The 25,920-nt window shown below is 72.9% G+C and carries 27 protein-coding genes and 1 tRNA gene; 18 read left to right on the top strand and 10 right to left on the bottom strand.

The window, feature by feature from the left end:
• The first annotated feature begins 43 nt into the window (after positions 1-43).
• Entirely contained in the window at positions 44-583 is a 540-nt protein-coding gene (locus ACN9M0_RS00870; protein ID WP_366042767.1) for an EF-hand domain-containing protein, read from the top strand.
• A 76-nt stretch (positions 584-659) separates the two neighbouring features.
• Here ACN9M0_RS00870 and ACN9M0_RS00865 read toward each other — a convergent pair whose 3' ends face one another.
• The 5 genes from ACN9M0_RS00865 to ACN9M0_RS00845 are packed head-to-tail and all read right to left on the bottom strand — an operon-like array spanning position 660 to position 6,552.
• The gene (locus ACN9M0_RS00865; RefSeq protein WP_366042776.1) at positions 660-1,112 is read right to left on the bottom strand and encodes a DUF6917 domain-containing protein; all 453 of its coding nucleotides are present in this window, start codon (positions 1,110-1,112) and stop codon (positions 660-662) included.
• Positions 1,109-2,161, bottom strand: coding sequence for a Gfo/Idh/MocA family protein (locus ACN9M0_RS00860; RefSeq protein ID WP_426402896.1), 1,053 nt, complete (start codon positions 2,159-2,161; stop codon positions 1,109-1,111). The genes ACN9M0_RS00865 and ACN9M0_RS00860 overlap by 4 nt, the downstream gene beginning before the upstream one ends.
• On the bottom strand, positions 2,158-3,309 hold the full coding sequence (locus ACN9M0_RS00855; protein ID WP_426402895.1) for an Ldh family oxidoreductase: 1,152 nt from the start codon (positions 3,307-3,309) through the stop codon (positions 2,158-2,160). The genes ACN9M0_RS00860 and ACN9M0_RS00855 overlap by 4 nt, the downstream gene beginning before the upstream one ends.
• The gene (locus ACN9M0_RS00850) at positions 3,306-5,537 is read right to left on the bottom strand and encodes a M20/M25/M40 family metallo-hydrolase (protein WP_426402894.1); all 2,232 of its coding nucleotides are present in this window, start codon (positions 5,535-5,537) and stop codon (positions 3,306-3,308) included. Before ACN9M0_RS00850 ends, ACN9M0_RS00855 begins: the two co-directional genes overlap by 4 nt.
• Positions 5,521-6,552, bottom strand: coding sequence for a Gfo/Idh/MocA family protein (locus ACN9M0_RS00845; protein ID WP_426402893.1), 1,032 nt, complete (start codon positions 6,550-6,552; stop codon positions 5,521-5,523). The genes ACN9M0_RS00850 and ACN9M0_RS00845 overlap by 17 nt, the downstream gene beginning before the upstream one ends.
• 262 nt (positions 6,553-6,814) lie before the next feature.
• Here ACN9M0_RS00845 and ACN9M0_RS00840 point away from each other — a divergent pair, with 262 nt between their 5' ends.
• From ACN9M0_RS00840 to ACN9M0_RS00795, 10 genes are all read left to right on the top strand, one after another.
• Positions 6,815-7,972, top strand: coding sequence for a DegT/DnrJ/EryC1/StrS family aminotransferase (locus ACN9M0_RS00840; RefSeq protein ID WP_426402892.1), 1,158 nt, complete (start codon positions 6,815-6,817; stop codon positions 7,970-7,972).
• Positions 7,969-9,144, top strand: coding sequence for a DegT/DnrJ/EryC1/StrS family aminotransferase (locus ACN9M0_RS00835; protein ID WP_426402891.1), 1,176 nt, complete (start codon positions 7,969-7,971; stop codon positions 9,142-9,144). The genes ACN9M0_RS00840 and ACN9M0_RS00835 overlap by 4 nt, the downstream gene beginning before the upstream one ends.
• 58 nt (positions 9,145-9,202) lie before the next feature.
• Positions 9,203-10,555, top strand: coding sequence for a protoporphyrinogen/coproporphyrinogen oxidase (locus ACN9M0_RS00830; RefSeq protein ID WP_426402890.1), 1,353 nt, complete (start codon positions 9,203-9,205; stop codon positions 10,553-10,555).
• Positions 10,552-12,165 (top strand): AMP-binding protein, encoded by a 1,614-nt coding sequence (locus ACN9M0_RS00825; protein WP_426402889.1) that lies wholly within the window; start codon positions 10,552-10,554, stop codon positions 12,163-12,165. The genes ACN9M0_RS00830 and ACN9M0_RS00825 overlap by 4 nt, the downstream gene beginning before the upstream one ends.
• The gene (locus tag ACN9M0_RS00820) at positions 12,162-13,166 is read left to right on the top strand and encodes a class I SAM-dependent methyltransferase (protein ID WP_426402888.1); all 1,005 of its coding nucleotides are present in this window, start codon (positions 12,162-12,164) and stop codon (positions 13,164-13,166) included. Before ACN9M0_RS00825 ends, ACN9M0_RS00820 begins: the two co-directional genes overlap by 4 nt.
• Entirely contained in the window at positions 13,163-14,146 is a 984-nt protein-coding gene (locus ACN9M0_RS00815; protein ID WP_426402887.1) for a UbiA family prenyltransferase, read from the top strand. Before ACN9M0_RS00820 ends, ACN9M0_RS00815 begins: the two co-directional genes overlap by 4 nt.
• 159 nt (positions 14,147-14,305) lie before the next feature.
• Positions 14,306-16,132, top strand: coding sequence for a glycoside hydrolase family 15 protein (locus ACN9M0_RS00810; protein WP_426402886.1), 1,827 nt, complete (start codon positions 14,306-14,308; stop codon positions 16,130-16,132).
• 112 nt (positions 16,133-16,244) lie between these two features.
• The gene (locus ACN9M0_RS00805) at positions 16,245-16,889 is read left to right on the top strand and encodes a class I SAM-dependent methyltransferase (protein ID WP_426402885.1); all 645 of its coding nucleotides are present in this window, start codon (positions 16,245-16,247) and stop codon (positions 16,887-16,889) included.
• Between the two features lie 237 nt (positions 16,890-17,126).
• Positions 17,127-17,429 carry a 3-oxoacyl-[acyl-carrier-protein] synthase III C-terminal domain-containing protein gene (locus ACN9M0_RS00800; RefSeq protein ID WP_426405264.1) on the top strand — a complete coding sequence of 101 codons (303 nt, stop codon included), beginning with the start codon at positions 17,127-17,129 and terminating at the stop codon, positions 17,427-17,429.
• A 228-nt stretch (positions 17,430-17,657) separates the two neighbouring features.
• The gene (locus ACN9M0_RS00795) at positions 17,658-18,239 is read left to right on the top strand and encodes a dihydrofolate reductase family protein (RefSeq protein ID WP_426402884.1); all 582 of its coding nucleotides are present in this window, start codon (positions 17,658-17,660) and stop codon (positions 18,237-18,239) included.
• A gap of 40 nt (positions 18,240-18,279) precedes the next feature.
• Here the strand turns inward: ACN9M0_RS00795 and ACN9M0_RS00790 are convergent, their stop codons facing one another.
• Positions 18,280-19,095 (bottom strand): hypothetical protein, encoded by an 816-nt coding sequence (locus ACN9M0_RS00790; RefSeq protein WP_426402883.1) that lies wholly within the window; start codon positions 19,093-19,095, stop codon positions 18,280-18,282.
• Positions 19,092-19,658, bottom strand: a complete 567-nt coding sequence (locus tag ACN9M0_RS00785) for an RNA polymerase sigma factor (RefSeq protein WP_366041548.1) — start codon at positions 19,656-19,658, stop codon at positions 19,092-19,094. Before ACN9M0_RS00785 ends, ACN9M0_RS00790 begins: the two co-directional genes overlap by 4 nt.
• A 197-nt stretch (positions 19,659-19,855) precedes the next feature.
• Here ACN9M0_RS00785 and ACN9M0_RS00780 point away from each other — a divergent pair, with 197 nt between their 5' ends.
• The 4 genes from ACN9M0_RS00780 (at position 19,856) to ACN9M0_RS00765 (ending at position 22,487) form a co-directional block, all read left to right on the top strand.
• Positions 19,856-20,353 (top strand): plastocyanin/azurin family copper-binding protein, encoded by a 498-nt coding sequence (locus tag ACN9M0_RS00780; RefSeq protein WP_366041547.1) that lies wholly within the window; start codon positions 19,856-19,858, stop codon positions 20,351-20,353.
• On the top strand, positions 20,343-20,756 hold the full coding sequence (locus ACN9M0_RS00775; RefSeq protein ID WP_426402882.1) for a hypothetical protein: 414 nt from the start codon (positions 20,343-20,345) through the stop codon (positions 20,754-20,756). Before ACN9M0_RS00780 ends, ACN9M0_RS00775 begins: the two co-directional genes overlap by 11 nt.
• A 447-nt stretch (positions 20,757-21,203) precedes the next feature.
• Positions 21,204-21,749, top strand: a complete 546-nt coding sequence (locus ACN9M0_RS00770) for a hypothetical protein (RefSeq protein WP_366041545.1) — start codon at positions 21,204-21,206, stop codon at positions 21,747-21,749.
• A gap of 186 nt (positions 21,750-21,935) precedes the next feature.
• Entirely contained in the window at positions 21,936-22,487 is a 552-nt protein-coding gene (locus ACN9M0_RS00765) for a YciI family protein (RefSeq protein ID WP_366041544.1), read from the top strand.
• Positions 22,488-22,751: 264 nt separating this feature from the next.
• On the opposite strand, the gene ACN9M0_RS00760 is transcribed toward ACN9M0_RS00765, so the two are convergent.
• A tRNA-Arg gene (locus tag ACN9M0_RS00760) sits at positions 22,752-22,870 on the bottom strand.
• Positions 22,871-23,024: 154 nt separating this feature from the next.
• Between ACN9M0_RS00760 and ACN9M0_RS00755 the strand changes: the two genes are divergently transcribed.
• Complete coding sequence (locus tag ACN9M0_RS00755) at positions 23,025-23,459, top strand: protein-tyrosine phosphatase family protein (protein ID WP_426402881.1); 435 nt, start codon at positions 23,025-23,027, stop codon at positions 23,457-23,459.
• 19 nt (positions 23,460-23,478) lie between these two features.
• Here ACN9M0_RS00755 and ACN9M0_RS00750 read toward each other — a convergent pair whose 3' ends face one another.
• Entirely contained in the window at positions 23,479-23,616 is a 138-nt protein-coding gene (locus ACN9M0_RS00750; RefSeq protein ID WP_426402880.1) for a hypothetical protein, read from the bottom strand.
• Between the two features lie 318 nt (positions 23,617-23,934).
• Between ACN9M0_RS00750 and ACN9M0_RS00745 the strand changes: the two genes are divergently transcribed.
• Positions 23,935-24,543 carry a hypothetical protein gene (locus ACN9M0_RS00745; protein WP_426402879.1) on the top strand — a complete coding sequence of 203 codons (609 nt, stop codon included), beginning with the start codon at positions 23,935-23,937 and terminating at the stop codon, positions 24,541-24,543.
• Here ACN9M0_RS00745 and ACN9M0_RS00740 read toward each other — a convergent pair.
• Complete coding sequence (locus ACN9M0_RS00740) at positions 24,518-25,111, bottom strand: YdcF family protein (protein ID WP_426402878.1); 594 nt, start codon at positions 25,109-25,111, stop codon at positions 24,518-24,520. The genes ACN9M0_RS00745 and ACN9M0_RS00740 overlap by 26 nt on opposite strands.
• Before the next feature lie 246 nt (positions 25,112-25,357).
• Between ACN9M0_RS00740 and ACN9M0_RS00735 the strand changes: the two genes are divergently transcribed.
• Entirely contained in the window at positions 25,358-25,909 is a 552-nt protein-coding gene (locus tag ACN9M0_RS00735) for a hypothetical protein (RefSeq protein WP_426402877.1), read from the top strand.
• Positions 25,910-25,920: the final 11 nt, after the last annotated feature.

The following is a 25,920-nucleotide window of genomic DNA, read 5'->3' as shown; positions in this document are numbered from 1 at the left end:
CCGTCCGGAACGGCACCGATGAAGAAACACAAGGAGAAAACTCATGACCATGGCAGTCAGCGGCGTCGCCCAGGAGCGTCTGTCGAAGCGTTTCGACAAGTGGGACGTGGACAAGAACGGCGTGCTGGAGCCCGCGGACTTCGCCGCCGAGGCCGCCAAGATCGCCCGTGCCTTCGGCGAGACCCCCGAGTCGGCGAAGGGCGCCCAGCTGCACAAGGGCTTCCTCGCCATGTTCGAGACCCTCGCCAAGAGGGCGGGCGTCGCGCCGCAGGGCCCGATCGACCGCACGCAGTTCCTCGAGGCCGCCGGTGAGGTCATCAAGGGTGGCGCCGCCACCTTCAACCCGGTCCTCGGCCCGGTCACCAAGGGCATCGTGGCCCTGGCCGACAAGAACGGCGACGGCGTCATCGACGAGGCGGAGTTCGCCACCTGGCTCCAGGCCCTCGGACTGAGCAAGAGCGAGGCCCGCGCCGCCTTCAAGCAGATCGACACCGACAACAGCGGGACGCTGTCCGAGGACGAGCTGCTCGACGCGGTACGTCTCTTCCACCTCGGTGAGTCCGACGTCGAGCTTCTCGGCTGAGTCCGTCACCGACGCTGAAAGCGGCCGGCCGGCACCCCTTTCGGGGGCGCCGGCCGGCCGTCCTCGCGCGTGCGCCTCAGTCGGCCGGTACGAAGACCACCGGGGTCTCCGGCGCGAGCGCCAGGGACCGGCCGGTCAGCAGCCGGGGCGTGTGGATCAGGATGTTGTAGTGGTTGGGCAGGTGGCAGCCGTCGAAGCCCAGCACGCTGCCCACCGGCTCCCCACCGATCAGCACCGTGTCACCCCGGTCGAGGACACCGCCCTGCTCCAGTTCCACGAAGCCGAGGAAACCGACCCGGTCCACCGGGGAGCCCGGCACGTCGGTCCACTGGTCGGTCGTGACCAACTCGTGCACCTCGCCCCGGCGGACACAACGAGCCGCGAAAGGTTCCAGGCCCATGCCCCGGTCCGTACGCTCGTGCAGCAGCACCTTGACCAGGGTCCCGCGCACCGCGCGCTTGGCGCCGTTCTCGTGCCGGCCGGCGTCCAGGGAGGGCGGGGACGCGGGGAGGACGGGGGAGGCGGTCATCGTGACTCCGCTCGGGGTGTGAGGTGCGGTTCCCCGGCGACGCGGGGCGCCGGGAGACCGGGCGTGGCCTCCGCGGCGTAGACGGCGGCGACCAGCTCCAGGGCGGCCAGGCCGCCCTCGACGACCCGGGACGGGTCGGGCAGGTCGCGCAGCCCGGCGACGTCCCGCAGGACGCCCTCGTACTCGTGCCACAGCGACTCCTTGAAGCCGGGGCGGCCGTCCAGCATGTCCGCGGACAGCTCGGAGCCGTCGTCGAGCCGCACCAGGACGTCCTTGACCTCCCCCGGGTACGACCAGTCCAGCTCCACCAGCCCCCGTCCGCCCGGTCCGGCCAGCTCGATCACGGCCTGCCGGTCGGTACCGGCCGCGTCCCGGGTCACTTCCGCGGCGACGACCTCCGAAGGTGTCTCGCCCAGCAACAGCCGTACCAGGTCGAAGGCGTTGGGCCCGTTGTCCGCGACGCAGCCGCCGCCGCAGCGCGCCGGGTCCAGATACCAGGTGTCCGCGCCGATGTGTTCCTCGATCCGCTCCAGGTACCGCACCCGTACGGACTCCACCCGCACCGGAGAGTCCGGCGGGGGCAGCCGGCGCAGCAGATCGAGGACCTGGTCGTTGTAGCGGCGGTGGAACGCCGTGAACAGCGGGACGCCGTGCTCCCGTGACAGCGCGGCCAGCCGCCGCCCGTCCGCCGGGTCCAGAGCGAGCGGCTTCTCGACGCACACCGGTACACCGGCCCGCAGCGCGTCCGCGCACACCTCGGCGTGCGCGTGGTTGGGCACGGCCACGACCAGGGCGTCCAGCTGCCCGGAGGCGAGCATCTCCCGGTGGCCGGTGTGGCAGGCGACCCGGCCCCGGTGCGGGGCGAGCGCCTCCTCGCGCAGGTCGCAGACCGCGGCCACCTCCCACTCGGGCATCCACTCGGCGGCGGCCAGGTAGAAGCGGGAGATCACACCGAGCCCGGCGATCCCCAGACGGCGAGGGGACGACGGCGACGGTCGGGTGACGCCTTCAAGGTGCGGCAGCGGATCGTCCCCGGTGGTCGGGGTCATCGGGCCTCCTCCGGGGCGATCGGGAGCCGGAGGCCCAGGGCGGTCAGTTCGGCGTGGAGCCGGACGGACAGCGGGACGCCCGACGCGCGCCGCTCCTCGGCGCGTTCGGCCTCCGGGTGGCCCGGGTAGCGGACCGGCCCCTGACCCGGCAGCGGCGGGCAACCCAGCACCGTGCCGAACATCTCCTGGGCGTCGTCGGCGAAGCCGTCGCGCAGCGCGCCGGGAGCGATCGCCAGGACGAGGAAACCGATGTCGTCGTCGCTGCCGCCCGGCCTGCCGTCCCCCTCCAGCGCGGACGGCACGGGACCGGTGGCCGCTCCGGGCAGCACGGCGGCGAGCAGCTCGACCGCGAGCCCGAGACCGAACCCCTTGAACGCGCCGGTCGCGGGGGTGCCGCCCAGCCAGCCCAGCCAGGCCTCGCCCCGGTCGTACGCGGCCGCGTCGCGCACCGGACGCCCGGCGTCGTCGGTGAGCCAGCCCTCGGGCGCCTCCCGCCCGTCGCGGGCCGCCGTACGGATCCGGCCGGTGGGTACGACGGTGGTGCTCATGTCCAGGACGAACGGACGCCCTTCCAGCGCCGGGGCCGCCACGCTCAGCGGATTGGTGCCGAGGAGGGCGGTGGCGCCGAGCGGCGGACGGGCGATGCGCTGGCCGCCGCAGTTGGAGGCCACCACGCCGATCATGCCCCGGTCGGCGGCCCGGCGTGCGTGGACGCCCGCGCAGCCGAAGTGGGTGGCGCCGCGCACCGAGACGAGCCCGATGCCGCAGCGGGCCGTGCGCTCCGCGGCGAGGTCCATCGCCTCCGACGCGGCCCACAGCCCGAGCGCCCGCCGGTGGTCCAGGACCACACAGGCGCCCAGGTCGCGCAGGACGCGCGGTTCGGCGACCGGGTCGGCGCCGCCGGACTCGAGGAGCGGCCGGTAGAGCCGGTCCAGGTTGAACACGCCGTGCGAGTCCATGCCGGTCAGGTCGCCGTAACAGAGCGCCTCGGCGGCGAGCCGGGCCCTGGCCTCGGGGACGCCGAGCCGGACGAAACAGGCGGCGGTCTCGTCGAGCAGCGCCTCGTACGGGACCGTCACCTCCCTCTCGGCGCCGGGCGCCGGGTCGGCGCTCCGGGGTGCGGGGCCGTCGGACAGCGTGGACGTCATGCGGTTCCTGCTTTCTCGGTAAGTGCCGGTAAGGGGCGGTCCACCGCTCCGTACCGGAGGTCATCGGCGAAGGCGGTCAACAGCGCGGCGGTACGGGCCGCGAACGCCTCCAGGTCGGCCAGATCCACGAACTCGCCCGCCGCGTGAGCCCGGTTGGCGTCCAGCGAGCCCGGTCCGAACACCGTGGTGAAGGTGTCTGCCGCGCCTTCCAGCCAGATCGCGTCACAGGTGAACCCCGGCTCGTCGTCGGGCCACCGGTCGATGCCGGCCCGGGCAAACAGCTCCTCGCCCCAGGCCGGCTGGGGCCCCAGCGCGGGCAGGCCGCGCTTCTCCCACTCCAGTCGGGTGATCTGGGCCGCGTCGGACGCGGTCCGCGCGAAGAGGGGGATGCCGGAGAAGCGGGCGGTGAACTCCCGCAGCCCTTCGTCGAGGGCCCGGGCGAGGGATCGCTCGGCGGCGGCCCCGGCCGCGGCGGTGGCGTACGCCAGGTTGAGCAGCAGGCTGCCGGTTCCGTGCACCTTGTTGTGCAGCGTGCCGGTGTGCAGCCCCGCCACGCAGACCGTGGGAGCAGGCCCGCCCGGGGCGGCCGGGCCGAGGGCGGCGGCGAGGTGCTGGGCGAGGAAGCCCAGCAGGACGGTGGCGTTGTGCCCGGCCCCGGGCCGGTCGTCGACGGCGTCCTCGCCGTCGACCGTGACACGGGCGGTGGCGGCGGCGGTCGCGCGGGGAAGGTGGCGCAGACCCGTCGGCTCGCAGAACACGTTGAGCCGGCCCACGTACCCCGCCTCGACGAGCGGCCGGGTGCCGAAGGTGCCGAGGGCTCCGCCCTCCTCGCCCGCCACCACCTGGACGAGGATGGTGACGTCCCGGCCGATCGCCGCGCAGGTCGCGGCGGCCGCCGCGACACCGGCGAGCAGCGCCACGGCCGGACCCTTCGCGTCCACCGCTCCCCGGCCGTGGAACCGGACCCCGTCGTACGTGGGGGGTTCGCCGCCGGCGACGGTGTCCAGGTGCACGTTGAACATCACCGTGCGCTCCCGGGGCAGTTCGGGTCCCAGCCGCAGCACCAGGCTCGGCTGGCGCGCCAGGAACGACGCGTCGGCGGCGACCGCGCGTCGTACGGGCAGCGGGGTGTCGTCGCGCAGCACCGCCGCGGGGGCGGGGGAGCCGAGGTGCACCGCCTCGAACCCGAGCCGTGCCGCCGCCGTGGCGTAGGCGTGCAGGGCGGCCGTCAGATGGTGGGGCGCGTCGGGGCCGGTCTCCAGGGGGCCCGCGGTGGGGGTGTGCAGCAGGTGCAGGAGCAGCCCCGTGTCGACAGCGGCCGGAGGGACCTGCTCGGGGGCGGTGGCCGGGGCGGGGAGAGCGGGGGAGGGCAGAGGTGGCACAGGCAGGGTCGCAAGGCGGCGGGCCGCCCGGACGAACGGGCCCGCCGTGTCGGTGCCCTCCCCCCGTACCCCCGCGTGCGGGACCACCGCGAGATGGGGTTCGAGGGAGTACGCGCCCCGGTAGCCGTGGTCCTCGAGCAGCCGTACGCAGTCGGCGACCCGGGCGACGCCCTCACCGGGCAGGGTGTAGACGGCCTCGCCAGGCCGGTCGCCCGGCAGCGCGTCCTTGACGTGGACGTGGGCGACGTACGGCAGCAGCCGTTCGAGGAGCGCCAGGGCGTCGTACCCGTACGGCACCCCGTTTCCGATGTCGAACAGGACGCGCAGCGCCGGACTGTCCACCTCGGCCAGCATCCGGAGCGTCCGGGCGGCGTCGGAGCCGGCCCATCCCGTGCAGTTCTCGTGGAGCAGTTCGACGCCGAGCTGCTCCGCGCGCCGAGCCAGGCGGCGCATCCGGTCGATCGCCAGGAGCGCCCACTCCTCCTCGGGCAGCCCGTCGCGGGTCCAGGACATGACGCGCAGGCTGCGGCAGCCCAGGACCCTGCCGTGTTCGGCGAGCCGCTCCAGCTCCTCCAGGTCGGCGGAGAAGGGGCCGGTGATCGGGCGCGCCCAGTTGCCGATGCGGGAGTCGAGGCAGACCACCCCGAGGCCCGCCGCGTGCAGCTGTCCGGCGGCGTCCCGCACGGCCGGTGCGGGGAGGTCGGCCAGCGCCGTGCCGTCGAGGGTACGCAGCTCCAGCGCGGACCAGCCCAGTTCGCGGGCGACCGCGATCTGCCCCGCCAGGCCGGGGGCGGCCTCGTCGCCGATGCCGGTGATCCGGCCGGTCAGGTCAACGGGCCGCGACACGGGGCGCCTCCTCGTACCGCGCGCCGGCGGTGTCGTCCGCGCAGTGCTGCTTGGCCTCGTCCAGGAGCCGGACCACATCGGCGTGCAGGGCGAAGTTCGCCGCCCAGGAGGGGTCCTCGGCGGGGACGGTGTCGAACCGGGTGTAGGCCCGGTGCAGGAACGCGGTCAGCGCGTCGTCGCGGAACACCTCGCGCCGGCCATCGACGTCGAGCTGGACGTGGTCGTCGGCGTCGCTCGGGGCGAAGTGGGCGACGGCGGTGCCGTGTTCGAAGACGAGGACGGCCTTGCGCTCCCGCACGGGGGCGGTGAGGTCGGAGACGATGCGGGTCCGCACGCCGTTCGCGTGCAGCAGTTCGAGCCGCGCGGAGCCCAGGCGGGGGCGTACCGTCTCCCCGATCCGCAGGTCGGTCAGCCGGGCACCGGTCGTCTCGGCCGGGCCCGCGAGCGAAAGCACCAGGCCGAGGGAGTGCGGCATCTCCACGTCGAACGCCGTGGGGTGACCGTCGTCGGTGCGCAACGAACGGGTGAAGCGCGGCTTGTGCTGGGTGACGTCGATGCTCAGCAGCCGCCCCAGCCTGCCCGAGCCGATCAGTTCGCGCAGGCGGTCGGCCAGGGCGGAGGCGGGCCAGTGCGCCACCACCGCGAGGCGCAGCCCGTGGCGGTCGTGCAGTTCCGTCACGGCGGCCTGTTCCCCGGCGCCGGCGGCCAGCGGCTTCTCCACGATCAGGTCGCGGTAGCCCGCGGCGCACAGCTCGGCGAGGACGGCGAGCCGGGTGGCGGGCGGGGTGCAGACATGGACGACGGCGCGGTCGGGGGGCAGCAGGGCCCGTGCCTGTTCCAGCGACGGCGTCACCGTGACCCCGTCCGGCACCGGGGCCCGCTCCCCGGGTCGGGGGTCGACGGCCACGACCGGCCCTCGCCACACGTCCGGCGACCGGTCGCGGGCGGTGCGCAGGGCCCGCAGGTGCAGCCCGGCCCCGGAACGGCCCAGTCCGACGATCAGGGGCTGTCTCATACGGTTGTTCCATTCGGTGATTCGGGCGGGATGCAGCGAAAAATCTCGCTGTAGCGCGCGACACCGGTCAAGGAAATCAGGGGAGTGGTCACCGAAAAGTATGAATCTCCTTTGAGGATTCGTGACTTCATTCTTCCTGCTGTTACGTTCGCTGGGCAGGTTTCCTGATGGATGGGTGCCGACGCCGCCCGTCATCCCTCTCGGGCCTTTTCCCTGGCCTCAGTTGATGTCGGCGATGCGCCGGCCGAGAAGAATTGTTTCCGTGACGACATCCAGCATTCCCTTTTTCTCCCAGGCCAAGACGTTCGAAAAGATCTGGCCGGACCTCCGGGCCGGAGTGGACGAGATTTTCGCCGACGGCAAGTTCTCGCATTCCCGTCAGGTCGGCTGTCTGGAAAAGGCCCTCGCGCAGTACACCGGGGCCCGCCACGTGATCGGGGTGAACAGCGGGACCGACGCTCTGGTACTGCTCCTGCAGGCGTGCGGGCTGCGCCCCGGCGACCGGGTCCTGGTCCCCGCGTACTCCTTCGTCGCCACCGCCAGCTCCGTCGTCCTGGCCGGCGGGCAGCCCGTCTTCACCGACATCGACCCCGACACGTACGCCATGCACCCCGACGGGATCGGGGCCGAGGCGGCGGAGGGCGCCCGGTTCATGCTGCCGGTGCACCTCTTCTCCCGGATGGCCGACATGGCGGCGCTCTCCGCGTTCGCCGCCGACCGGGGTCTCTCACTCCTCGAGGACAGCGCCGAGGGCATCGGCATGCGGCAGAACGGCATCCACGCCGGTCTGCACGGACTCGGCGGGGTGCTGTCGTTCTTCCCGAGCAAGACACTCGGCGCGCTCGGCGACGCCGGGGCCGTCCTCACCGACGCCCCGGACCTCGCCGACCACGTGGCCGCGCTGCGGCACCACGGCCGGACGGGGCGCACCCTCGCCCACTTCCCGGGCATCTCCAACGAGACGCTGTACGTCGGCCACAACAGCAAGATGGACGACCTCCAGGCCGCCGTCCTGCTCGCCAAACTGACGGTGCTCGACGAGGACATCCGGCACCGGGCCGGGCTGGCCCGCCGTTACGACGAAGGGCTGCGGGGGTCGCCCGGCATCACCCGGCTGCCCGCGATCACGGGCGCCCCCGACGAGGTCTTCTACGTCTACCTGATCGAGACCGACCGGCGCGACGAACTCGCCGCCCACCTCCAGGACCAGGGGATCGGCACCGAGACGTACTACCCCCGGCCCCTCCACCTCCAGCCCTGCTTCGAGGAACTCGGCCACCGGCCCGGCGACTTCCCCGTCGCCGAGGCCGCCTCCCGCCGCGCCCTCGCCCTGCCGCTGTACGCCGATCTCACCGAGGCCGAGGTGGACCGCGTCTGCGCGGCCGTCCGCGCCTTCCACACCGGGAAGGTGCCCGCATGACCACCACCAGCGACCGGGGCACGGACCCCACCGCCGCCACCGGCGACCGCGTCCCCTTCTTCCCGCCCGACCTGTTCCACGAGGACCGGGACACCCTCCTGCGGCTCCTCCACGAGATCGGCACCGGCGCGGACCAGAAGTTCATCCTCGGCGACCACACCCGCCGCTTCGAGGACGCCCTGCGCGACCGGCTCGGCGCCGGCGACGTGGTCGCCTGCTCCAGCGGCACCTCCGCCCTCCATCTGATCCTCACCGCCCTCGGCATCGGCCCCGGAGACGAGGTCGTGGTCCCCGCCTTCGGCTGCGCCCCGCTCGCCGCAGCCGTCCTGCACACCGGCGCCGTCCCCGTCTTCGGCGACATCGACCCCCGCACGTTCACCCTCGACCCCGCCGACGCGCAGGGCCGGATCACCCCACGGACCAAGGCACTGATGCCGGCCCACATGTTCTCCGTCATGGCGGACATGCCCCGCTTCGCCGCCCTGGCCGCCGACGGGGGACTGCGCCTGGTCGAGGACTCCGCCGTGGCCCAGGGCGCAGTCCTCGACGGCACCCCCGCCGGACTCTGGGGAGACGCCGGGCTCTACTCCTTCGTCCAGGTCAAGTCCTTCGGCATGCCCGGAGAAGGCGGCGCCGTCGTCACACGGGACGAGGACACCGGCCGCCGGGTCCGGATGCTCCGCAACCACGGCCAGGACGGCATCCGGCGCGGCCTGCACCACACCATCGGCGTCAACAGCCGCTTCGACGAGATCCAGGCCGCCTTCCAGCTGCACCGGCTGTCCGGCCTCACCGCCCGCCTGGACCGCCGGGCGCGGATCGCCGCCCACTACACCGAACACCTCGCAGACCTGCCCGGCATCACCACCCCGCCCCCGGGCACCGACGGCCGCTGCTACTACGTCTACACCCTGCTCGCCGACGACCGGGACGCCCTGCGCGACCACCTCTCCGCCGAGGGCGTCGACACCCACGTCTACTACCCCAAGACACTCCCCGACCAGGCCGCCTTCGCCCCCGTCGCCGCCGGCCGGCCCGGCCCCGACTGGCCGCACGCCCGCGAGGCCGCCCGTCGGCACCTGTCCCTGCCCGTCCACCACCGGCTCACCGACGCCCAGGTCGAGCACGTCACCGGCGCCGTCCGCGCCCACGCCCTGCGCACCCACCGGTGACCGCACCGCCCCGGACCGACCGCGTCACCGTCCCCAGCCCCGCACGGAGTACCCCCGCATGACCCCTGATCTCGACATCGCCGTCGTCGGCTCCGGACTCGCCGGCCTCGCCGCCGCCCACGAACTCCGCCGCAACGGCCACGAGGTGTGCGTCTTCGAGGCCGCCGACGCCCCCGGCGGCCGGATGCGCAGCCTCCGCCGCGACGGCTACGTCATCGACACCGGGGCCGAACAGATCTCCGCCCAGGGCTACCGCGCCACCTGGCAGCTGGTGCGCCGGGCCGGCCTCACCCCCGACGACGTACCCCGCATCGGCCGCCCCATGGCCGTCTGGCGCGACGGACGGCCCCACAACGGCGTCGGCGAACCCCGCGCAGTCCTCACCGGCGCCGGACTCGTGCCCGCCGCCCGGCCCTCACTGGCCCGGTTCCTCGGCTGGAGCGGACGCCACCGTGCCGCCCTCGACCACGACCACCCCGAGGACACCCCGCTCGGCGCCGACACCGTCGCCGCCGCCGCGCGCCGCTACCACCCCGACCTCCACGACCACCTGTTCCAGCCGCTGACCGCCGCCTTCTTCGGCTGGGACGCCGAACGCAGCGCCGCGGCGCCCCTGGTCGGCCTGCTCCTCGCCGTCGGGCCGGTCTCCGCCTGGCGCACCTACCGGGGCGGCATGGACCTGCTCGCCACCCGCCTGGCCGCAGGACTCCAGGTCCGCTACGGCCACCAGGTCGAGGAGGTCACCGACCACGGCGACCACGCCCGGCTCACCTTCGACGGCGCCACCCTCACCGCCCGCGCGGTCGTCCTCGCCGTGCCCGCACCGGTCGCCCTGCGGCTCACCGGAGGCGCCGACCCGGCCGACAGCGGCTACCCGGCCGCCTCCACCTACCGGCCCATGTACAAGGTCAGCTGCGCCCTCGACCGGCCGCTCGCCCCGCGCGGCGGCTCCTACGCACTGCTCACCCCCGCATGCGAGGAACCACTGCTGTCCTGCGTCATCGCGGACCACATCAAGTGCCCCGACCGGGCCCCGGCGGGCCGTGGCCTGGTCAGCCTGCTCGCCTCCCCGCGCCGCATCCCCGAACTCGTCGAGGCGGGCGAGGACGAGGCCGCCCGCCTGCTCGTCGCCGCCGCCGAACGCTACGTACCCGGCCTCGGCGCGGCCCTCACCGCGACCCATGTGCACCACTGGCCGCAGGCCATGCCCGAGATCACCCCCCGCGCCCTCGCACTGCGCGCCCCCTTCCTGCGCCGCCCCGCGCGCGCCGTCGAATACGCCGGGGACTGGGTGGCCGCCCGGCCCTCCAGCGAGGGCGCCGCCCGCTCGGGCGCCCTCGCCGCCGCCCGCGTCCTCGCCCACCTCGCCCCGCGCCGGGGCCGCACCGTCCGGCAGGAGACCGCCGCATGACCCCCCACGACCTGGGCGTCCTCTTCGACGAACTCGCCGACGCCGGAGCCCCCACCCGCTACCACCTCGACCGCCCCTTCGACCTCGCCCCCTCCCCGGGCGGCGCAGGCGCCACCGACTGGACCGTCCCCGAACTCGCCCTGCTGGTCCGCGAGACCGCCGGCGCGCTCGCCGCCGCCGGGGCCGGCCCCGGCGAACGCGTCGCGATCGTCAAGGCGAACCACTGGGACTACGACCTGATCGCCTGCGCCGCGGTCCGCACCGGCGCCGTCCCCGTGAAGCTCTCCGACCACCTCGCACCCGAGGTCCTGCGCGTTCTCCTGGACCGCTGCGCCCCCCGCGTCCTGGTCACCGACCTCGACGTACTCGGCCGTGACCCGGCGGTGGACCTCACGGGGACGGCCCGCACCACCATCGTCCTCGGCCCCCGCGGCGACCTCCCGCCCGGCACCGTGCACCTCGACGACCTGAGCGGGCACCCCGACCCCGGACCGCACCCCCGCGACGACGACGCCCCCCTGGTCGTCGTCCACACCAGCGGCACCACCGGCGTACCGAAACTGGTCTCCCACACCACCCGCACCCTGATCCACCACCTGGCCCGGTTCGAGACCCTGCCGACGCCGCGCATCGGCCTGCGCCGCGACGACTCCCTCTTCAACGCCAGCTCCTACGCCCACGGCCGCACCATCTGCTGGACTGCCGTCGCCCCCGTCCGCGCGCCCCGGCACATCTCCCTCGCCTCCGAGGGACGGCCCGAGACGGCCGACCTGCTGCTGCGCGCCCATCCGCCCACCGTCGTCGAGGCGCTGCCCTCCCGCTTCGTACGGCTGCGCCCGCTGACCCGACGCCTGGACAACCCCTTCCAGGACGTACGGACCTACATCAGCACCTACGACGCCGTGCACCCCCCGGTCATCCGGTCCTACCTCCAGGCCAGTTCACGGCGCCGGCCGTTGTGGATGCAGGGCTGGGGCCAGAGCGAGACCGGCCCGCTGACCTTCGCCTTCCACACCCGCCGCTCCGTCGCCAGGACCGCCGACGGCGCCGCGACCACCGTGCGCGACCTCGGCCGTCCCGTCCCCCTGAAGACCCGTCTGAAGGCCGTCGACCCCGTCACCTTCCTCCCGGTGCCCACCGGCACGCCCGGACTGATCCTCTGCCGCACCCGGGCGCTCGCCCCCGACTACGTCGGCGAGCGGGAGCGCTGGACGTCCAAGCGGCACGGCTCCTGGTGGAACACCGGGGACATCGCGACCATCGCCCGCGACGGAAGCGTCCGGCTCCTCGACCGGGAGGTCGACCACCTCCCCGGGTTCAGCTGCCTGGAGGCCGAGGACATGCTGGAGGACCGGCTGCCCGAGGCCCTGGAGTGCGTCGTCCTCGCCCGGACCGACGCCGACCCGCTGCCCGTCGTGGTCACGGAGGACGGCACGCTGGATCCCGCGAGCTGGAAGCGGGCCGCGGAGGACCTCCCGGCGCTCGCCGAACCCGTCGTGGTCGGCTGGGACGAGGTCCCGCGCACCGGCACCGGGAAGGTCCGGCGCACGGCCCTCCTCGAACAGCTGACGGGCAGCACGGAGACCTGCGGCACCGGCCGATGGACATGACCGGGAGCCCGCCCGCGCCGCCCCGGGCCACCACAGCCCCGAGCGGCTACGCCTTCGACAACGACAGCCCGCACAGCGCCCACCACCACGCCTCCCTCGAAGGAGCCCTCGACCCGCTGACGCTCGGTCACCTCCGGGACGCGGGGGTGGCCCGCGGCATGCACTGCCTGGAGATCGGGGCCGGCGCGGGCAGCGTCTCGCGCGGCCTGCTCGGACTCGTCTCACCCGGCGGCACCGTCACCGCCACCGACATCAAGCCGGGCCGGATCGCGCCGGAACCCGGACTGACCGTCCTCACCCACGACGTCGTCACGGACCCGCTGCCCGAGGGCGCGTACGACATCGTCGTCGCCCGCCTGGTCCTCCAGCACCTCCCCGAGCGGCAGGCGGTCCTGCGGCGGCTGGCCGACGCGCTCGTGCCCGGCGGGCTCCTCCAGGTCGACGAGTTCGACGCCGGACACGAACCCTGTCTCCTCGCGCCCACTCCCGAGGACGCCCGTCTGTACGAGCGGTTCACCACGGCCAAGGCGGAGCTGATGCGCGCGGGCGGGGGCGATCCCACCTGGGGCCGCCGAGCGGCGGCCGCTCTGCGCGAGGCGGGCCTGACCGGCCTCCGCATCCGGCCGCACGTCCTGCTGCGCGCCCCTGGTACGCCCGCGCTCGGCCTGCAGCTCCACCATCTCGCGCACCTCGCCCCCCGGCTCCTCGACAGCGGCTTCACCCGCGCGGAACTGGACCGGCTCGGCGCGATGATGCGCGCCCCGGAGTTCGCCGCCGCGACGGGCGTCCTCTACTCCGTGCAGGGCCGCCGCCCTCTCCGTACCACTGCCGTCGACGACACTCCGGCCGTGCAGGGCCACCGCCCCCTTCGTACCCCCAGCGTCGACGGCACCCCCGCCGTGCAGGGCCGCCGCCCTCTCCGAACCCCCGCCGTCGACGGCACTCCCGTCGTGCCCGGCGGCACCACCCGAGACAGCACCCCGAGCACCGAGGCGACATGACCGACTCCACACTCACGACGACCACCGCGCCCGCCGAGCGGCCCGCGCCCCCGCCTCGTACCGACAGCAAGCTCAAGACCTACGCGCGGCTCGGCAAGCTGGACGTCTACGACTACTACCTGGGCACCTTCATCGCCCTGTCCGCCGTCCTGCTGCCCGCCGGCACGCTCACCGGCCGCACCGCCGCGCTCTTCGGCGTCTTCCTCGTCGGGCAGATCTTCCTGCTGATGGCGATGACCGCCTTCGACGACGTCACGGGCTTCCGCGACGGCAGCGACATCACCAACTACGGCCCCGACCACCCGCTGCGCAACGTGCAGCGCAAGCCACTGGTCGCCGGCACACTGACGGTGTCCGAAGCCCTGCGGTTCGCCTGGGCCAGCGCCGTCCTGGCAGCCCTCCTGTTCGGGGTGACCGCCTTCCTCGCCCCGCACCGCCCGGCCTGGACCGCGATCGGGCTCGTCGTCCTGTGGGTGGTGACGCTCCAGTACTCCTACGGCGTCAAGCTCAGCTACCACGGCTTCCAGGAGATCTACCTCGTCGCCCTGGGATTCGCCCTCGTCATCCTCCCCTACGGCATGGTCACCGGCCGGGCCACCGGTTTCCTCCTGGTCCAGGCCGTCCTCTTCGGGTTCGGCCCGCTGATGTTCGGGGTCTACTCCAACACCAACGACGTCGACGGCGACCGCTCGGTGGGCCGTCCCACCGTCGCCGCCCTGGTCTCGGAGCGCGGCAACGCCCGGTTCATCGGCGCGCTGTCCTTCGGCGAGTTCCTGACGATCGCCACCGCGAGCGCGGTGGGCATCGCCCCCTGGTGGTTCGTCCTGCTGATGCTGCCCGCCTCACTGCTCCGGCTGCGGCAGTACCTGCTCGGATTCCGGAGCGGCGACATCATGCGGGCCCGCCGCACCGGCTTCGCCGTGCACCGGCTCGGCGTCGTCCTGATGATCGCGGGCAACCTGCTGGCGGCCACCGGCTGAGGCCGGACGGGCCGGTTCAGACCGTGAGCCCGGTTCACCTGGTGTGGGCCTGGCTCACCCGGTCGGCCCCTTCGCCTTGCCCGGGCGGCGGCCGGCCGGTTGCTTGGACCGGAGGAGTGGCACCGAAGGCCCGGAGCCGCAGGAGAATCGAGGTCGCTCGTGCCCGAGTACCCCCCGATCGCAAGCCACGGACTGATCGGCGACCTGCAGACCGCCGCCCTGGTCTCCGCCGATGGCGCCGTCGACTGGTTCTGCGCACCACGGTTCGACTCGCCGAGCATCTTCGCCTCGCTCCTCGACCAGGAGCGGGGCGGGGACTTCACCATCGCCCCCGCCCTCGACGACGTGACCGTCCGGCAGCTCTATCTGCCCGACACCGCCGTCCTGATCACCAGGTTCCTCACTCCGGAGGGGGTGGGCGAGGTGGTCGACTTCATGGCGGTGAGCGACCGGCCCGACGTACCCACCGACCGGCACCGCCTGGTGCGGGCCCTGCGCGTGGTGCGCGGGACCCTCACCTTCGACGTGCGGTGCCGACCACGCTTCGACTACGGGCGCGCACCGCACACCCTCGAGGTCGATGGGAACACCGCCACCTTCCACGGCCCCGACCTCGACGTCCACCTGTCGAGCAGCGTCCCCCTGGACGGCGACGGCCAGGACGCCCGTGCCACCGTCACCCTCCGGCAGGGCCAGATCGCCGGCATCGTCCTGGAGACCTCCGCACCGGGCGCCGCCGCCCCCGAGCCGTGCACCGAAGAGGCCCTGCGGGCGGCCATGGAGGAGAGCCGCGTCTTCTGGCACCGGTGGATCCGCAGGTGCCGCTACCGGGGCCGCTGGCAGCAGATGGTCAACCGCTCGGCCATCACCCTCAAGCTGCTCATCTACGCACCGTCGGGCGCGCCGATCGCCGCCGCCACGATGGGTCTCCCCGAACAGATCGGCGGTGAGCGGAACTGGGACTACCGCTACACCTGGATCCGTGACGCGTCCCTTTCGGTGCGCGTGCTGCTCGATCTCGGCTACGTCGACGAGGCCGACGCCTTCCGCCGCTGGCTCGGCGACCGCTTCCGCGCACCGCGCCCGCCCGGCGCGGAGCCGATGCAGATCATGTACCGCGTCGACGGCGATCCCCATCTCTCCGAGGAGCTTCTGGAACATCTGTCCGGCTACCGCGACTCCTACCCCGTACGGGCGGGGAACGGAGCCGCCGACCAACTGCAGCTCGACATCTACGGCGAGTTCGCCTACGCCACGACCCACTCACGGGACCTCGCCGAAGTGGCCGGCTACGAGGGGTGGAAGGGGTTCGCCGCACTCCTCGACTGGCTCGCCGGCAGCTGGGACCGCCCCGACGAGGGCATCTGGGAGACCCGCGGCGGCCGCAAGGACTTCACGTACAGCCGGGTCATGTGCTGGGTGGCCCTCGACCGCGGGATCCGCCTCGCCACGCAGTACGCCCGTCCCGCCGATCTGGCCCGCTGGACCGCGCAGCGCGACGCGATCCTGGTCCAGGTGATGGAGCGCGGGTGGAATGCGGAGCGTGGGGCGTTCGTCCAGCACTACGGGAGCGACGTGCTCGACGCGTCCCTGCTGCTCATGCCCCTCGTCGGCTTCATCTCCCCGAAGGCGCCCTCGTGGCTGTCCACCCTCGACGCCATGGACCGCGAGCTCGTCACGGACAGCCTCGTCTACCGCTACAACCCCGAGGCGTCCCCCGACGGGCTGCGCGGCTCCGAGGGGACGTTCTCGCTGTGCACCTTCCTCTACGTCGAAGCGCTGGCTCGGGCGGGCCGCCTGGGAGAGGCCCGATACGCGATGGACAAGATGCTCACCTACGCCAACCACGTAGGACTCTTCGCCGAGGAGATCGGCCCGACCGGCGAACAGCTCGGCAACTTCCCCCAGGCGTTCACCCACCTGGCCCTGATCACCGCCGCGATGGCCCTCGACGAGGAGCTCGACAAGGCCGCCGAGCGCGACTGACCGGCCGGGTGACTCCGCCCGAACGCCTGCCCGTTCCACGAGTTGAAGGGAACGAGGAGGGGTAGTCGGCCTGTGGGGCCGGAGCCGGCCCGAGTCCGGGAACGGGGGCAGAGTGCGGGAAGACGGTTCCGAGGAGGCGCTGTCGGCGGCTGAGCTGTTCGACGGCCTGGGCATCACCTACGAACGGGCCTTCGGGCACCTCCCGGCGCAGCTGGCGGCGGTCGACTGGCTCACCGAACGGCTCAGCGGGAAGGCCCGGGTGCTGGACGTCGGCAGCGGCACGGGCCGACCGGTCGCCGAGCGGCTGGTCCGGTCGGGCCACGACGTGACGGGGATCGACGTGTCGCGGACCATGGTCGAGCTGGCCCGTGAGCAGGTGCCCGGGGCCCGGTTCGAGCAGTGCGGCGTCCACGAGTTCGACGCGCCCCGGGGGAGCTTCGACGCGGTGTGCGGCTTCTTCCCCCTGCTGATGATGACGCGGGCGGAGGCGTCCGCCGCGCTGGAGCGGATGGCCGGCTGGCTGGCACCCGGCGGCTATCTCGTGACGGCGACCGTCCCGGCGGACGTGGAGGGCGTCGAGATCGAGTGGATGGGCCGCCGGGCCCGGGTCTCCAGCTTCTCGGCGGAGGAGTACGTGCGGCGGCTCCGGGAGGAATGCGGGCTCGACGTACTCCACCACGCCGTGTCGGTCTTCCAGCCGGACGACGAGCGGGCGGGCCCGGAGGAGCACCTCTTCTGCTACGCCCGCCGGCCGTGACTCCACGAGGTTTCCAGGCCCGTTCGAACGTGGCCACCGCCTCGGGACGTCGGCCGGGCCTGCTCAGTCGGCGGGGGAAAGCCGTTGCGGCGGGCAAGGGCGGCCGTCAGGACGGCCGCGGCGAGCAGGGCGGCCGCCGTCCAGGGCAGTGCCCCGGTTCCGGCACCGTGCCGCTGGGACCTCACGCGGGAGAGGATCCGTACCGGTCTGACGTCCCTGACGGGCGCCGAGCTCGGCGTGGCTCTCCTGGCCGGGGCCTCGACCGACCCCGGAACACCGCCTCCGTGTTCCTGGCCGACTCCTCGGGCTGGCCCGCCGCGACCCTCTACGACCAGTACCACGCCCCCGGCCGTCCTCACGGGCTCCACGTGGATTCCGAGGCGCTCCCGACCTTCTCCCACCGGAAACGCGGCCGCGGCCACCCTCCCCCTCCAACTGGCCCGGGCCGTCCACGACCGCCGCCTGACCCGCGGTGACACCGTCGCCCTCTTCGGCCTCGCGAGCGGCGCGAGCGCGGGGGTGGCCCTCTTGCGCCGGTGACCGGGGCCGCTCACCAAGCTCCAGGCGCGAATCAACGCGCGCGGTCGCATCATGTGGAGGGTGGACGACGACTCCCCGCTCTGCCGAACCCCCGAGCGCGCCGTCGGTGCACGGCGGGACAGCCATGCCTGGAAGGAACTCCTGGCCGAGGGGGGTTCCGCGAGCGGCGATGAGCCCTGCGGTGTCCGGCGGTAGTTCTGTTGAACCCGATACCGAGGAGGATTGCTGATGCGCCGCGTGACCTATTCGATGGGCGTCTCGCTCGATGGCTACATCGTCGGGCCGGACGGCGGCTTCGACTGGACGGCCCCCGACGAGGAGGTTTTTCGCTTCTGGATCGACGAGATCCGAGGGGTCGGCGTGCATCTGTTGGGACGACGGCTGTACGAGACGATGCTGTACTGGGAGACCGCCGACCAGGATCCCTCGCTCGACGACTCCATGCGCGAGTGGGCCTCGCTCTGGAATCCGCTCCCCAAGGTGGTGTTCTCCACCACGCTGTCGGCGGTGGAGGGCAATGCCCGCCTGGCCTCCGGTGGTGTGGCGGAGGAGATCGAGCGGTTGCGAGCCGAGCCGGGTGACGGCGACATCGCGATCGGCGGCGCGACGCTCGCCGCCGAGGCGGCCGCGTCGGATCTGATCGACGAGTACCAGCTCATGGTCCACCCGGTGCTCGTCGGCGGTGGCATTGCCTTCTTTCCCCAGCACGAGCGCCGGGTGGATCTCGAACTCGTCGATACCCGCACCTTCAGCTCGAAGGTCGTCTACCTCCGCTACCGGGTGGCGCGCCAGGGGGCGTCTGGTCGTTGATCTTGTGGTGGGTCGTGATCGAACGCTGCTTCGGCGCGGTTCACCGGGCAGGGGCCGGCCCTGCCACCGCCCCGCTCCCGGTCTCCGTCTCCCGGGCTCCTGCGAAGTGGGCCGTCGCCAGGACCGTGCCGTCCGCGGCCACCAGGCGGGCGCCGCTCAGGGTGCCGGGGTCGACGGGGGCCGGGGCACCCCAGTAGCCGTACCCTGCGCGGACGGGGAACGTGCCCAGCGATACGGCGGAGCCGTCGGCCCGCACCAGGAGGCACCGCACCGGACCGTCCGCCGCCCGTCCGCCGCCGAGGTCGACCGACCCACCGAGGTCGACCGACATGTACACCCAGCCGTTCCCGCCCGCAGCGTCCCCCGGGTGCGCGTAGATCCGGCCCACCTCGCGGCCGTTCCCGGCCGGGTCCGGGGAGACCAGCGCCGCCTCCAGGACGTGCGGCGCCGGGGCCACCACACGGGGCGCGCCCTCCACCACGGTGCCGACCGCCCAGCCGCCGAACCCGAAGGCCAGGGCCGCGGCCATGCCCGCCGCCGCGATCCGCAGACGGCGCCCCCGTATCCGACGCCGGGCCGCCGCAGCGGCCGGGGGAGCGGACGCGGAGGTGGGGGCGATCGTCGACGGAGGGGCTATCGCCCGTACCACCCGGCTCTCGAAACCCACCGGCGGCTCCGCCCCCGGCAGCAGCCCGAGCAGCCCGTCGCCGACCGCCGTGAGCCGCTCCACGTACGCCCGGCATTCCGGGCAGCGGTCCAGGTGGGCCACCGCCTCGGCCCGCGGGCGCGCGGGAAGGATCCCGAGCGCCAGCTCGGCGCCCTGCTCACGCAGCCGCTCGCAGTCGATGCCGCTCACCGTGTCTCCTCGCTCTCCAGGAGCGCCCGCATCTTGATCATCGCCGCCCGGATCCGGGTCTTCGCCGTGCCCAGGGGCACGCTCTCGAAGCCGGCGACCTCGCGCGCAGTCATCCCGTAGATCCCGGCCATCACCAGCGCCCGCGCCTGCGCCCGGGGCAGCGCCCCCATCGCCCGCCGGACCCGCTCGGCCGCGTCGTCGGCGAGCGCGTGCCGCTCCGGCGTCTGCGTCACGATCCCGACGAGGGTCTCCAGGTCGTCCGGGGCCACCGGGGTCGCGCGCCGCGCCCGTACCGCGTCGATCGCCAGGTTGTGCGCGATGGCCGTCAGCCAGGTCCGTACGGAGCCGCGCCGGCCGTCGTACACCTGGGCGTGCCGCCACGCCCGCTCGAAGGTCTGCTGGGCCACGTCCTCCGCGAGCTGCGGATCGCCCACCACGGCGACGGCCACCCCGTAGACCGGGCGCTGGAAGCGGCGCACGAACGCCACCGCGATCTCCGGATCGCCCGTGGCGAGACCGGAGAGCAGTGCCTCGTCGGAAACCCGCTCCAGCGGAAGGCCCATGCGTCCCACACCCGTGGATACGTCTGACGTCCCCGAAGGGATCGTCCGAGCCCATTGTCCGCCCGGACCCGCAATCCCCGCGCGGCCCGGTTCCGTACACCCTGTGGGGGTCGAAGCCGAACCGGAGCCGAACCGAAGGACCGAACCGGAGCCGAACCGGAGAGCCGATCCGCAGGACCGACTCGGAGGACCGAACGATGACGGAACCACGCAACCGCGCACTGCTAGCCCTGTCGGCCGCCGCTCTGGCCGGGCTCCTCGCCGCCTGCGGGGGCGGCAACGGCGGCGGTTCGAGCAGTGGTACGACCACACCGCCCCCCGCCCAGAAGAGCACAGCACCCGCGGGCGCGACCCGGGTGACCGCGGACCTGGCCGACTTCAGGATCACGCTCTCCCAGCGGACCTTCACACCCGGTACGTACGCTTTCGTCGCGACGAACACCGGGCATCACGACCACGCCCTGGAGGTCGAGGGACCGAGCGGCGAGAACCGCTCCAGCACCGTCGCCCCGGGAGGGACCACCACTCTCACAGTGACGTTGAAGGGCGGGAAGTACGAGGTCTACTGCCCGGTCGACGGACACAAGGACCTGGGCATGAAGACCGAGATCACGGTGGCCGGCGCTCCCGTCAACCAGCCCGGCACCACTCCGACCACACCCAGCACTCCTACCTCTCCCGGCAATGGTTACTGACCGGACCCGCCGCACCGCCGTGCTCGTCCTGCGGCTGGCCGCAGCGGGCCTGACGGCGGCGATGGGCGCCATCCACCTCTCCCTGTGGGCCGACGGATACCGCGACCTGGCCACCATCGGCAGCCTGTTCCTGCTGAACGGCGTCCTCGCCTGCCTCCTCGCCGTGGCCCTGCTCCTCACCCCGTACCGCTGGCTCGGCCCGGTCGCCACCGCCACCGCACTGTTCACGGCGGGCACCCTCGGCGCGCTCTTCCTGAGCCTCACCACGGGCCTGTTCGGCTTCGAGGAATCGTCGGACGCGGACCTGATCCGCCCGACCATCGCGGTCGAGACGGCCGGCATCCTCGTCCTGACCACCCTGGCATTGGCGGCGCTCAGCCACCGCCACCACCCACGGCGTTAGAGCCCGCGTCGGCGCACGCCGGAAGAGACACCGAAGAACGCCACGCACTGGTCGACAAGGGGAAGCCGCCAGTGCCGGACACCGGCGCCCCGCGCACGGTCGGTGCGGTGAGGGGAAGGCCTCGCAGCGGGGGCGCCCTGGCACCGCGTCGCCGCGGACTCCCGCCACCACCGCATGACCGAGGCGGCCGGGTCTCGCCCAGGCGCTGGTCGCGCTCGTACGAGTGACGCCCGTCGACCGGCCGCACTGGCGGTCGCGGCCGCCTCGTTCGCCGAACAGGTCATCACATCGGACTGCATGTGTTTGACATCCCCTGAAAGCTCATCAAGAGTGCATTTCAGTCACATCGGACGATATGGACTGGAGTACGGAATGCGCTTGTGTACCAACCGTGGGCGCCGTGGCGTCATCGTGCCCGCGCTGGCCGCCGCATTGGCCCTGCCCTTGATGTCCGCAACCCCCGCCGCGGCATGTTCCACCGGTACGGTCACCCGCTCCGGTGGGATCGTCACGTACGAACCGCAGGCGGGTGCGGCCAACCAGGTGACCTTCTACATCGCGAACGCCCCCGTCCTGCGTGTGTCGGACCCGGCCGGAATCACGGCGGGTCCCGGCTGCACCCAGACCAGCCCGCGCACGGCGACCTGCGGCACGATCGCCGGCATCACCGGCATCTACGCCGACGGCGGCGACGGGGACGACCGACTCGCGGCCGGGGCGGATCTCAACATCCCCGTGAACTTCAACGGAGGCCCCGGCCAGGACATCCTCGTCGGTGGTACGGCCGACGACCACCTGGAGGACCCCGACGGCTGGCCCGTCCGCCCCGTCCGGGCCACCTTCCGCGGTGCCGCCGGCAACGACGTCATCATCAGTCGCAACGGCGGCTTCGACCGCGTCGAATGCGAAGGGGGCAGCAACGACACCGTCACAGCAGACCTCGCCGCCCTGGACCGCGTCACGAACACCTGCGAGACGATCAACCGCGGCTGATGCCTCCAGCGCGCCGACTGGCCGTTCCTGCCCGGCATTCGCTCCAGCCGGCACAGCTCCCTCGGCGCGCGTGGCCCGCTCTCCCGCACCGGAACGCCCACGAGTTCGGACAGCACGGGCTCTTCGTCGCCGACCGCCGCCGAGAATGCGCTCGACCTGGCGGCCTTCGTGAAGCGATCATGGAGCATGGAATTTCTTGCCTATCACCGCGACCGGTCGGGGTCGCTGCCGCTGCGTGACGAGCTGTTGCAAGCGCACTGGTCGTACATGGACCAGTACGCGAAGGAGATGATCGCCCGGGGTCCGACCTTCGACGACGAGGGCGAGAGGGTCACCGGCAGCGTGCACATCGTGGATCTGCCCGATCCCGCCGCCGCCCGTGCGTTCGCCTTCGACGAGCCGAACTACCAAGCCGGCGTCTACAGGGACGTGTTGTTGCGCCGGTGGCGGAACGTGCTGGGGCGCACCATGTGGGACTTCCCCGGCGGGCGGGACGGCGGCAACCGTTACCTGGTGATCGGTCTCGGGTCGGGGCAGGCCGCCGACCTCGAGCCGCCGGCAGACCGGGAGGAGCTGATCGCCTATGGGCCGCTGCTCTCCGACGACGGCGCCACTTGGGTGGGCACCGCGGTGTTGCTCCGGGCGCCGGACCCGGAGGCGGCGCGGGCCGTTCTGACGGCTGACCGCTACGCCGACATCGAGGTGCACGACTGGCAGTTCGGCGGTCGGCCGTCCTGATCGGTGATCGGTGATCGGCGGTCGGCGGTCGGCAGGTAGCGGGGCGTCGCCGGCGTCCACATGAGTTCGTGCGGCGCCAGACGGTCCCCGCCCTCACCCTCTGCCGGCGCAGCCCCCCCCGGACCACCGGGGCTGTGCTGATCAGGGCGCCCCGGCTGCTCGTCCGCGGCACACCTCGGTGCGCATGCATCGGCCGCCATCTCTGGAGGTGCAGCTCGGTGGGAGCCCGGGGCGGGCAGCGCACAGCCTCGTTCAAGTCGGCTGCGGTGCCGACGGGATTCGAACCCGCGGACGGATGGGGGCAGGCCCGCCCCGTCTCCGTCAGTCGCAGTGAGCGGGGCCTCGCTCACTGCGATCGCAATGGGCCGCTCTGCCACGGCACCGCAGCCGGCGGGGACGCGCAGCCCCGCTCCGACCGAGCGTAGGGACGCCGTTGCCCGCGTGCGAGCTCTTATCCGGGGAACTGGTCCCGCCTCCCCCCGATAAGGGCTCCCACAACTTCCGTACGCCGCCGATCCGCGTCGGTACAGTGGCGCGATGATCGACCCCTGGCCCACAAGTGCCCCCGGCGTGCTGCGGCCGCCTTCCGGGCGCCTGGTGCGTGGCCGTGGCCTGAGACGGCCCCTGCCCGAAGGCCTCGCCCCCACCTTCGCCGTCCATCTGCTCGGCCGTCGGCCGCCCGAGACCCCGTGGCCGTCGGTCTGGCTGCGGTGGCCCGACTTCCGGCTGCCGGCTGATCGGGCCGAGGCCCGTACGGTCCTCGCCGAGGCCTGGGGGAGGGCGGCCGGCGAGCGGGTCGAGTTCGCCTGCGGCGGCGGGCGGGGTCGTACCGGCACTGCCCTCGCCTGTCTCGCCGTGCTCGACGGCGTTCCGCCCGCCGAAGCTGTGGCGTACGTCCGCCGCCACTACCACCGCCACGCCGTCGAGACGCCCTGGCAGCGCCGCTACGTGCGCACCTTCACCTCCACCTGACCGGCTCGACACCGGTGGGTCATGAACCCTTGCCGACGGCAGCCGCGTTGCGGATCGCAGTGTTCAGGGTGCGCCGGTCGGCCGCGAGTCGAGCGGCGTGCTCGCGGAGGTACTGGTCGTGGATGTGGACCTCGACCTCGTGCCAGACCTCCGCCAAGCGGTGTCCGCGTCGGCGTCCAAGGACGCGGCGTAGGAAGAGCCGTAGTCCCGCATGCACGCGGACCACAGACCGAAGACCTTTGTGACGGCCGGTTGGCGTAGGAGACGGTGTCGGAGAACCCGTCGTACCGAACGGAACTTGCCGGTGTAGTAGGTACACCGCGAGAAGGTCACGCCGTGGTCTGCCTGGCCGCCCGAGAGCTCTCGTCCCGGTCACGGGTGACGCCCCGGTATCGATGGGCCTCCCCCGCACGGCGGAGGCGGACCGCACCGAGGGTGGACGCCTGGCTGCGTGCCTGTCGGCCACCGTGGAGCCATGCTGAAAGTGAATGCACTGCCTGACGTCCCGCGCTGGGCGCGCCACGCGGCGATGGGGGCCGCCCTGACCAACGTGCCGTCGGCGCTGTGGCGTCTCGCCATCGCCGTGGGCATCCCGGTGGGACTGGCGCGGTCCGAGTACGAGGCGATGGGCGCTCCCGGCTGGGGATCGCTCGTCCTCTTCGGGCTCAGTCTGGTCTCCGAACTGTTCGCGTTCCTCACTCTCGGCCTCGTGCAGAGCTGGGGCGAGACGTGGCCGCGCTGGATCCCGTACCTGCGAGGCCGACGCGTCCCGGTCCTGGCGGCGACCGTGGCCGCCGGCCTCGGGGCCCTGGCGACGACGATCTACGGCGTTCTCTTCGTCTGGACGACGTTCCACGGCGAGATGGCGGCCTCCGCCTGGGGCACTTGGCTGCTCAACGTCGCCTACTTGCCGTTGCTCCTCTGGGGTCCGCTCCTGGCCGCGGTCACCGTCCACTACTACCGGCGCCGCACGGCGGCGGTAGTAGTGGACGGTGTGCCGGACTCGCAGGGAGGCGGGTGCCGCGGATCGCTCGCGGGAAACGGCGAGGAGGCCGGAGTCACGGCTTCCGCTCGGCTGCGGTGAGACCGCGCAGTGTCCAGAGCCCGTACGCGGCCAGCAACGGCTTGAGCAGCGTCCACTCCCCGAGACGGTAGTCATCGGCCCGGACGAGTCTGTCGGCGAGATCGGGCCGATGGCGGCGCAGGTACGCGCGTGCCTTGAGCGCATGCGCCGGCTGGGAGACGATCGCGATGCGCTGCGCGTCCTCGAGCAGCGGGGCCACGTGGGTGATGTTCTCCCAGGTGGTCCTGCTCCGGTCCTCGACGAGAACGCGGCCCTTGAAGTGGAGAGCGGACAGCGCGTGGTCGGCCATCAGCCGTGCCTCGGCGATCTCATTGCCCACCGGTCCTCCGCTGAAGATGACCACGGTGTCGGCCCCGGCATCCGTACCGGCGGAGCGGAGCCCGGCTCGGACGCGCCACCGGTTGATGAGGTTGATCGACTCGGAGGGGTTGCGGTAGCCGAGCACGATCACCGCCTTGGAACCGTGGCGGTCGGCATGGACCAGGCTTCTCGACCAGCGCCAGTTCAACCACTCGCCCCAGGCCAGGAGAGCGACACCAGTGGCTGCCGGGACCGTCCACGCTCGCATGGCAGAGGATCCTAGGCCCGACGCGCGATGGTTGCAGCGTCATGACGATCGGCCGACGCTGTCCGCCGGCGCATCTCCTGCCTGCCTGTGTCCTCCCCCTTGGCTGCATGGTCCCCAGAGCACGGACCGTACGGCGGTCAGGAACGACTCTGGCGAGGCAACCGGGCATCGGCCACCATTGACCCGGTCACGGGAGTGCATGGAGCGGGGGAGACGCGAGTGCCTGAAACGAGACCCTCTTGGACGGTGTTCGCGAGCCTGGGTGTCACGGCTCTGGGGATCGTCGTCGGGTTATTGGCCTGGTTGTTTCCCGTGGTCGGCGGGGTGAAGGCAGAGGGAGGGCGCACAAGCGATTCGGTTGTGGCCGGGACAGGCGGCGGAACACGTTCAGACGGCACCGCCCGGCCTGCCGAATCGAAGACACCGACGACGCCCGAAGAGAAGACTTCCCCACCGGCGACGCCTGTCTCCCCGGCACTCAGCGGCCGGCTCCCCGCGGACTGGGCAGGGACGTGGCGTGGCTCCACCCGTGACGACGAAGAGCTGATCATCGTGAATCTGAGGACGGGGAAGGAGGGCCAGGTGGTCGGCACGATCCATTGGCCCTTGGCGTCGTGCCAGGGAGAGCTGACCCTGATGGCTGTCATGACGGAGAAGGTGGTCATGCACGAGGTCATCACCGAGGATCCCCAGCGGAGATGCCGCACCGAGGCGCAGATCGATTTCACGCTGAAGGGAGCCACGCTGTTCCTCGACGGGTCGGAGTGGGGCAAGGAAGCCACCCTGCGGCGTGCGTGAACCGTCGAGGA

The sequence above is a fragment of the Streptomyces sp. R-07 genome (assembly GCF_049913175.1).
Lineage (GTDB): Bacteria > Actinomycetota > Actinomycetes > Streptomycetales > Streptomycetaceae > Streptomyces.
This window is presented reverse-complemented; position numbering and strand designations above follow the sequence as displayed.

Excerpts from the sequence above, each read along its gene's own strand:
- ACN9M0_RS00780 (WP_366041547.1), top strand. The coding sequence starts at position 19,856 with ATGACGGAACCACGCAACCGCGCACTGCTAGCCCTGTCGGCCGCCGCT.
- ACN9M0_RS00770 (WP_366041545.1), top strand. The coding sequence starts at position 21,204 with ATGTCCGCAACCCCCGCCGCGGCATGTTCCACCGGTACGGTCACCCGC.
- ACN9M0_RS00745 (WP_426402879.1), top strand. The coding sequence starts at position 23,935 with ATGCTGAAAGTGAATGCACTGCCTGACGTCCCGCGCTGGGCGCGCCAC.
- ACN9M0_RS00820 (WP_426402888.1), top strand. The coding sequence starts at position 12,162 with ATGACCGGGAGCCCGCCCGCGCCGCCCCGGGCCACCACAGCCCCGAGC.
- ACN9M0_RS00825 (WP_426402889.1), top strand. The coding sequence starts at position 10,552 with ATGACCCCCCACGACCTGGGCGTCCTCTTCGACGAACTCGCCGACGCC.
- ACN9M0_RS00870 (WP_366042767.1), top strand. The coding sequence starts at position 44 with ATGACCATGGCAGTCAGCGGCGTCGCCCAGGAGCGTCTGTCGAAGCGT.
- ACN9M0_RS00775 (WP_426402882.1), top strand. The coding sequence starts at position 20,343 with ATGGTTACTGACCGGACCCGCCGCACCGCCGTGCTCGTCCTGCGGCTG.
- ACN9M0_RS00755 (WP_426402881.1), top strand. The coding sequence starts at position 23,025 with ATGATCGACCCCTGGCCCACAAGTGCCCCCGGCGTGCTGCGGCCGCCT.
- ACN9M0_RS00765 (WP_366041544.1), top strand. The coding sequence starts at position 21,936 with ATGGAATTTCTTGCCTATCACCGCGACCGGTCGGGGTCGCTGCCGCTG.
- ACN9M0_RS00855 (WP_426402895.1), bottom strand. The coding sequence starts at position 3,309 with ATGACGTCCACGCTGTCCGACGGCCCCGCACCCCGGAGCGCCGACCCG.
- ACN9M0_RS00815 (WP_426402887.1), top strand. The coding sequence starts at position 13,163 with ATGACCGACTCCACACTCACGACGACCACCGCGCCCGCCGAGCGGCCC.
- ACN9M0_RS00740 (WP_426402878.1), bottom strand. The coding sequence starts at position 25,111 with ATGCGAGCGTGGACGGTCCCGGCAGCCACTGGTGTCGCTCTCCTGGCC.
- ACN9M0_RS00830 (WP_426402890.1), top strand. The coding sequence starts at position 9,203 with ATGACCCCTGATCTCGACATCGCCGTCGTCGGCTCCGGACTCGCCGGC.
- ACN9M0_RS00845 (WP_426402893.1), bottom strand. The coding sequence starts at position 6,552 with ATGAGACAGCCCCTGATCGTCGGACTGGGCCGTTCCGGGGCCGGGCTG.
- ACN9M0_RS00785 (WP_366041548.1), bottom strand. The coding sequence starts at position 19,658 with ATGGGCCTTCCGCTGGAGCGGGTTTCCGACGAGGCACTGCTCTCCGGT.
- ACN9M0_RS00835 (WP_426402891.1), top strand. The coding sequence starts at position 7,969 with ATGACCACCACCAGCGACCGGGGCACGGACCCCACCGCCGCCACCGGC.
- ACN9M0_RS00795 (WP_426402884.1), top strand. The coding sequence starts at position 17,658 with ATGCGCCGCGTGACCTATTCGATGGGCGTCTCGCTCGATGGCTACATC.
- ACN9M0_RS00860 (WP_426402896.1), bottom strand. The coding sequence starts at position 2,161 with ATGACCCCGACCACCGGGGACGATCCGCTGCCGCACCTTGAAGGCGTC.
- ACN9M0_RS00865 (WP_366042776.1), bottom strand. The coding sequence starts at position 1,112 with ATGACCGCCTCCCCCGTCCTCCCCGCGTCCCCGCCCTCCCTGGACGCC.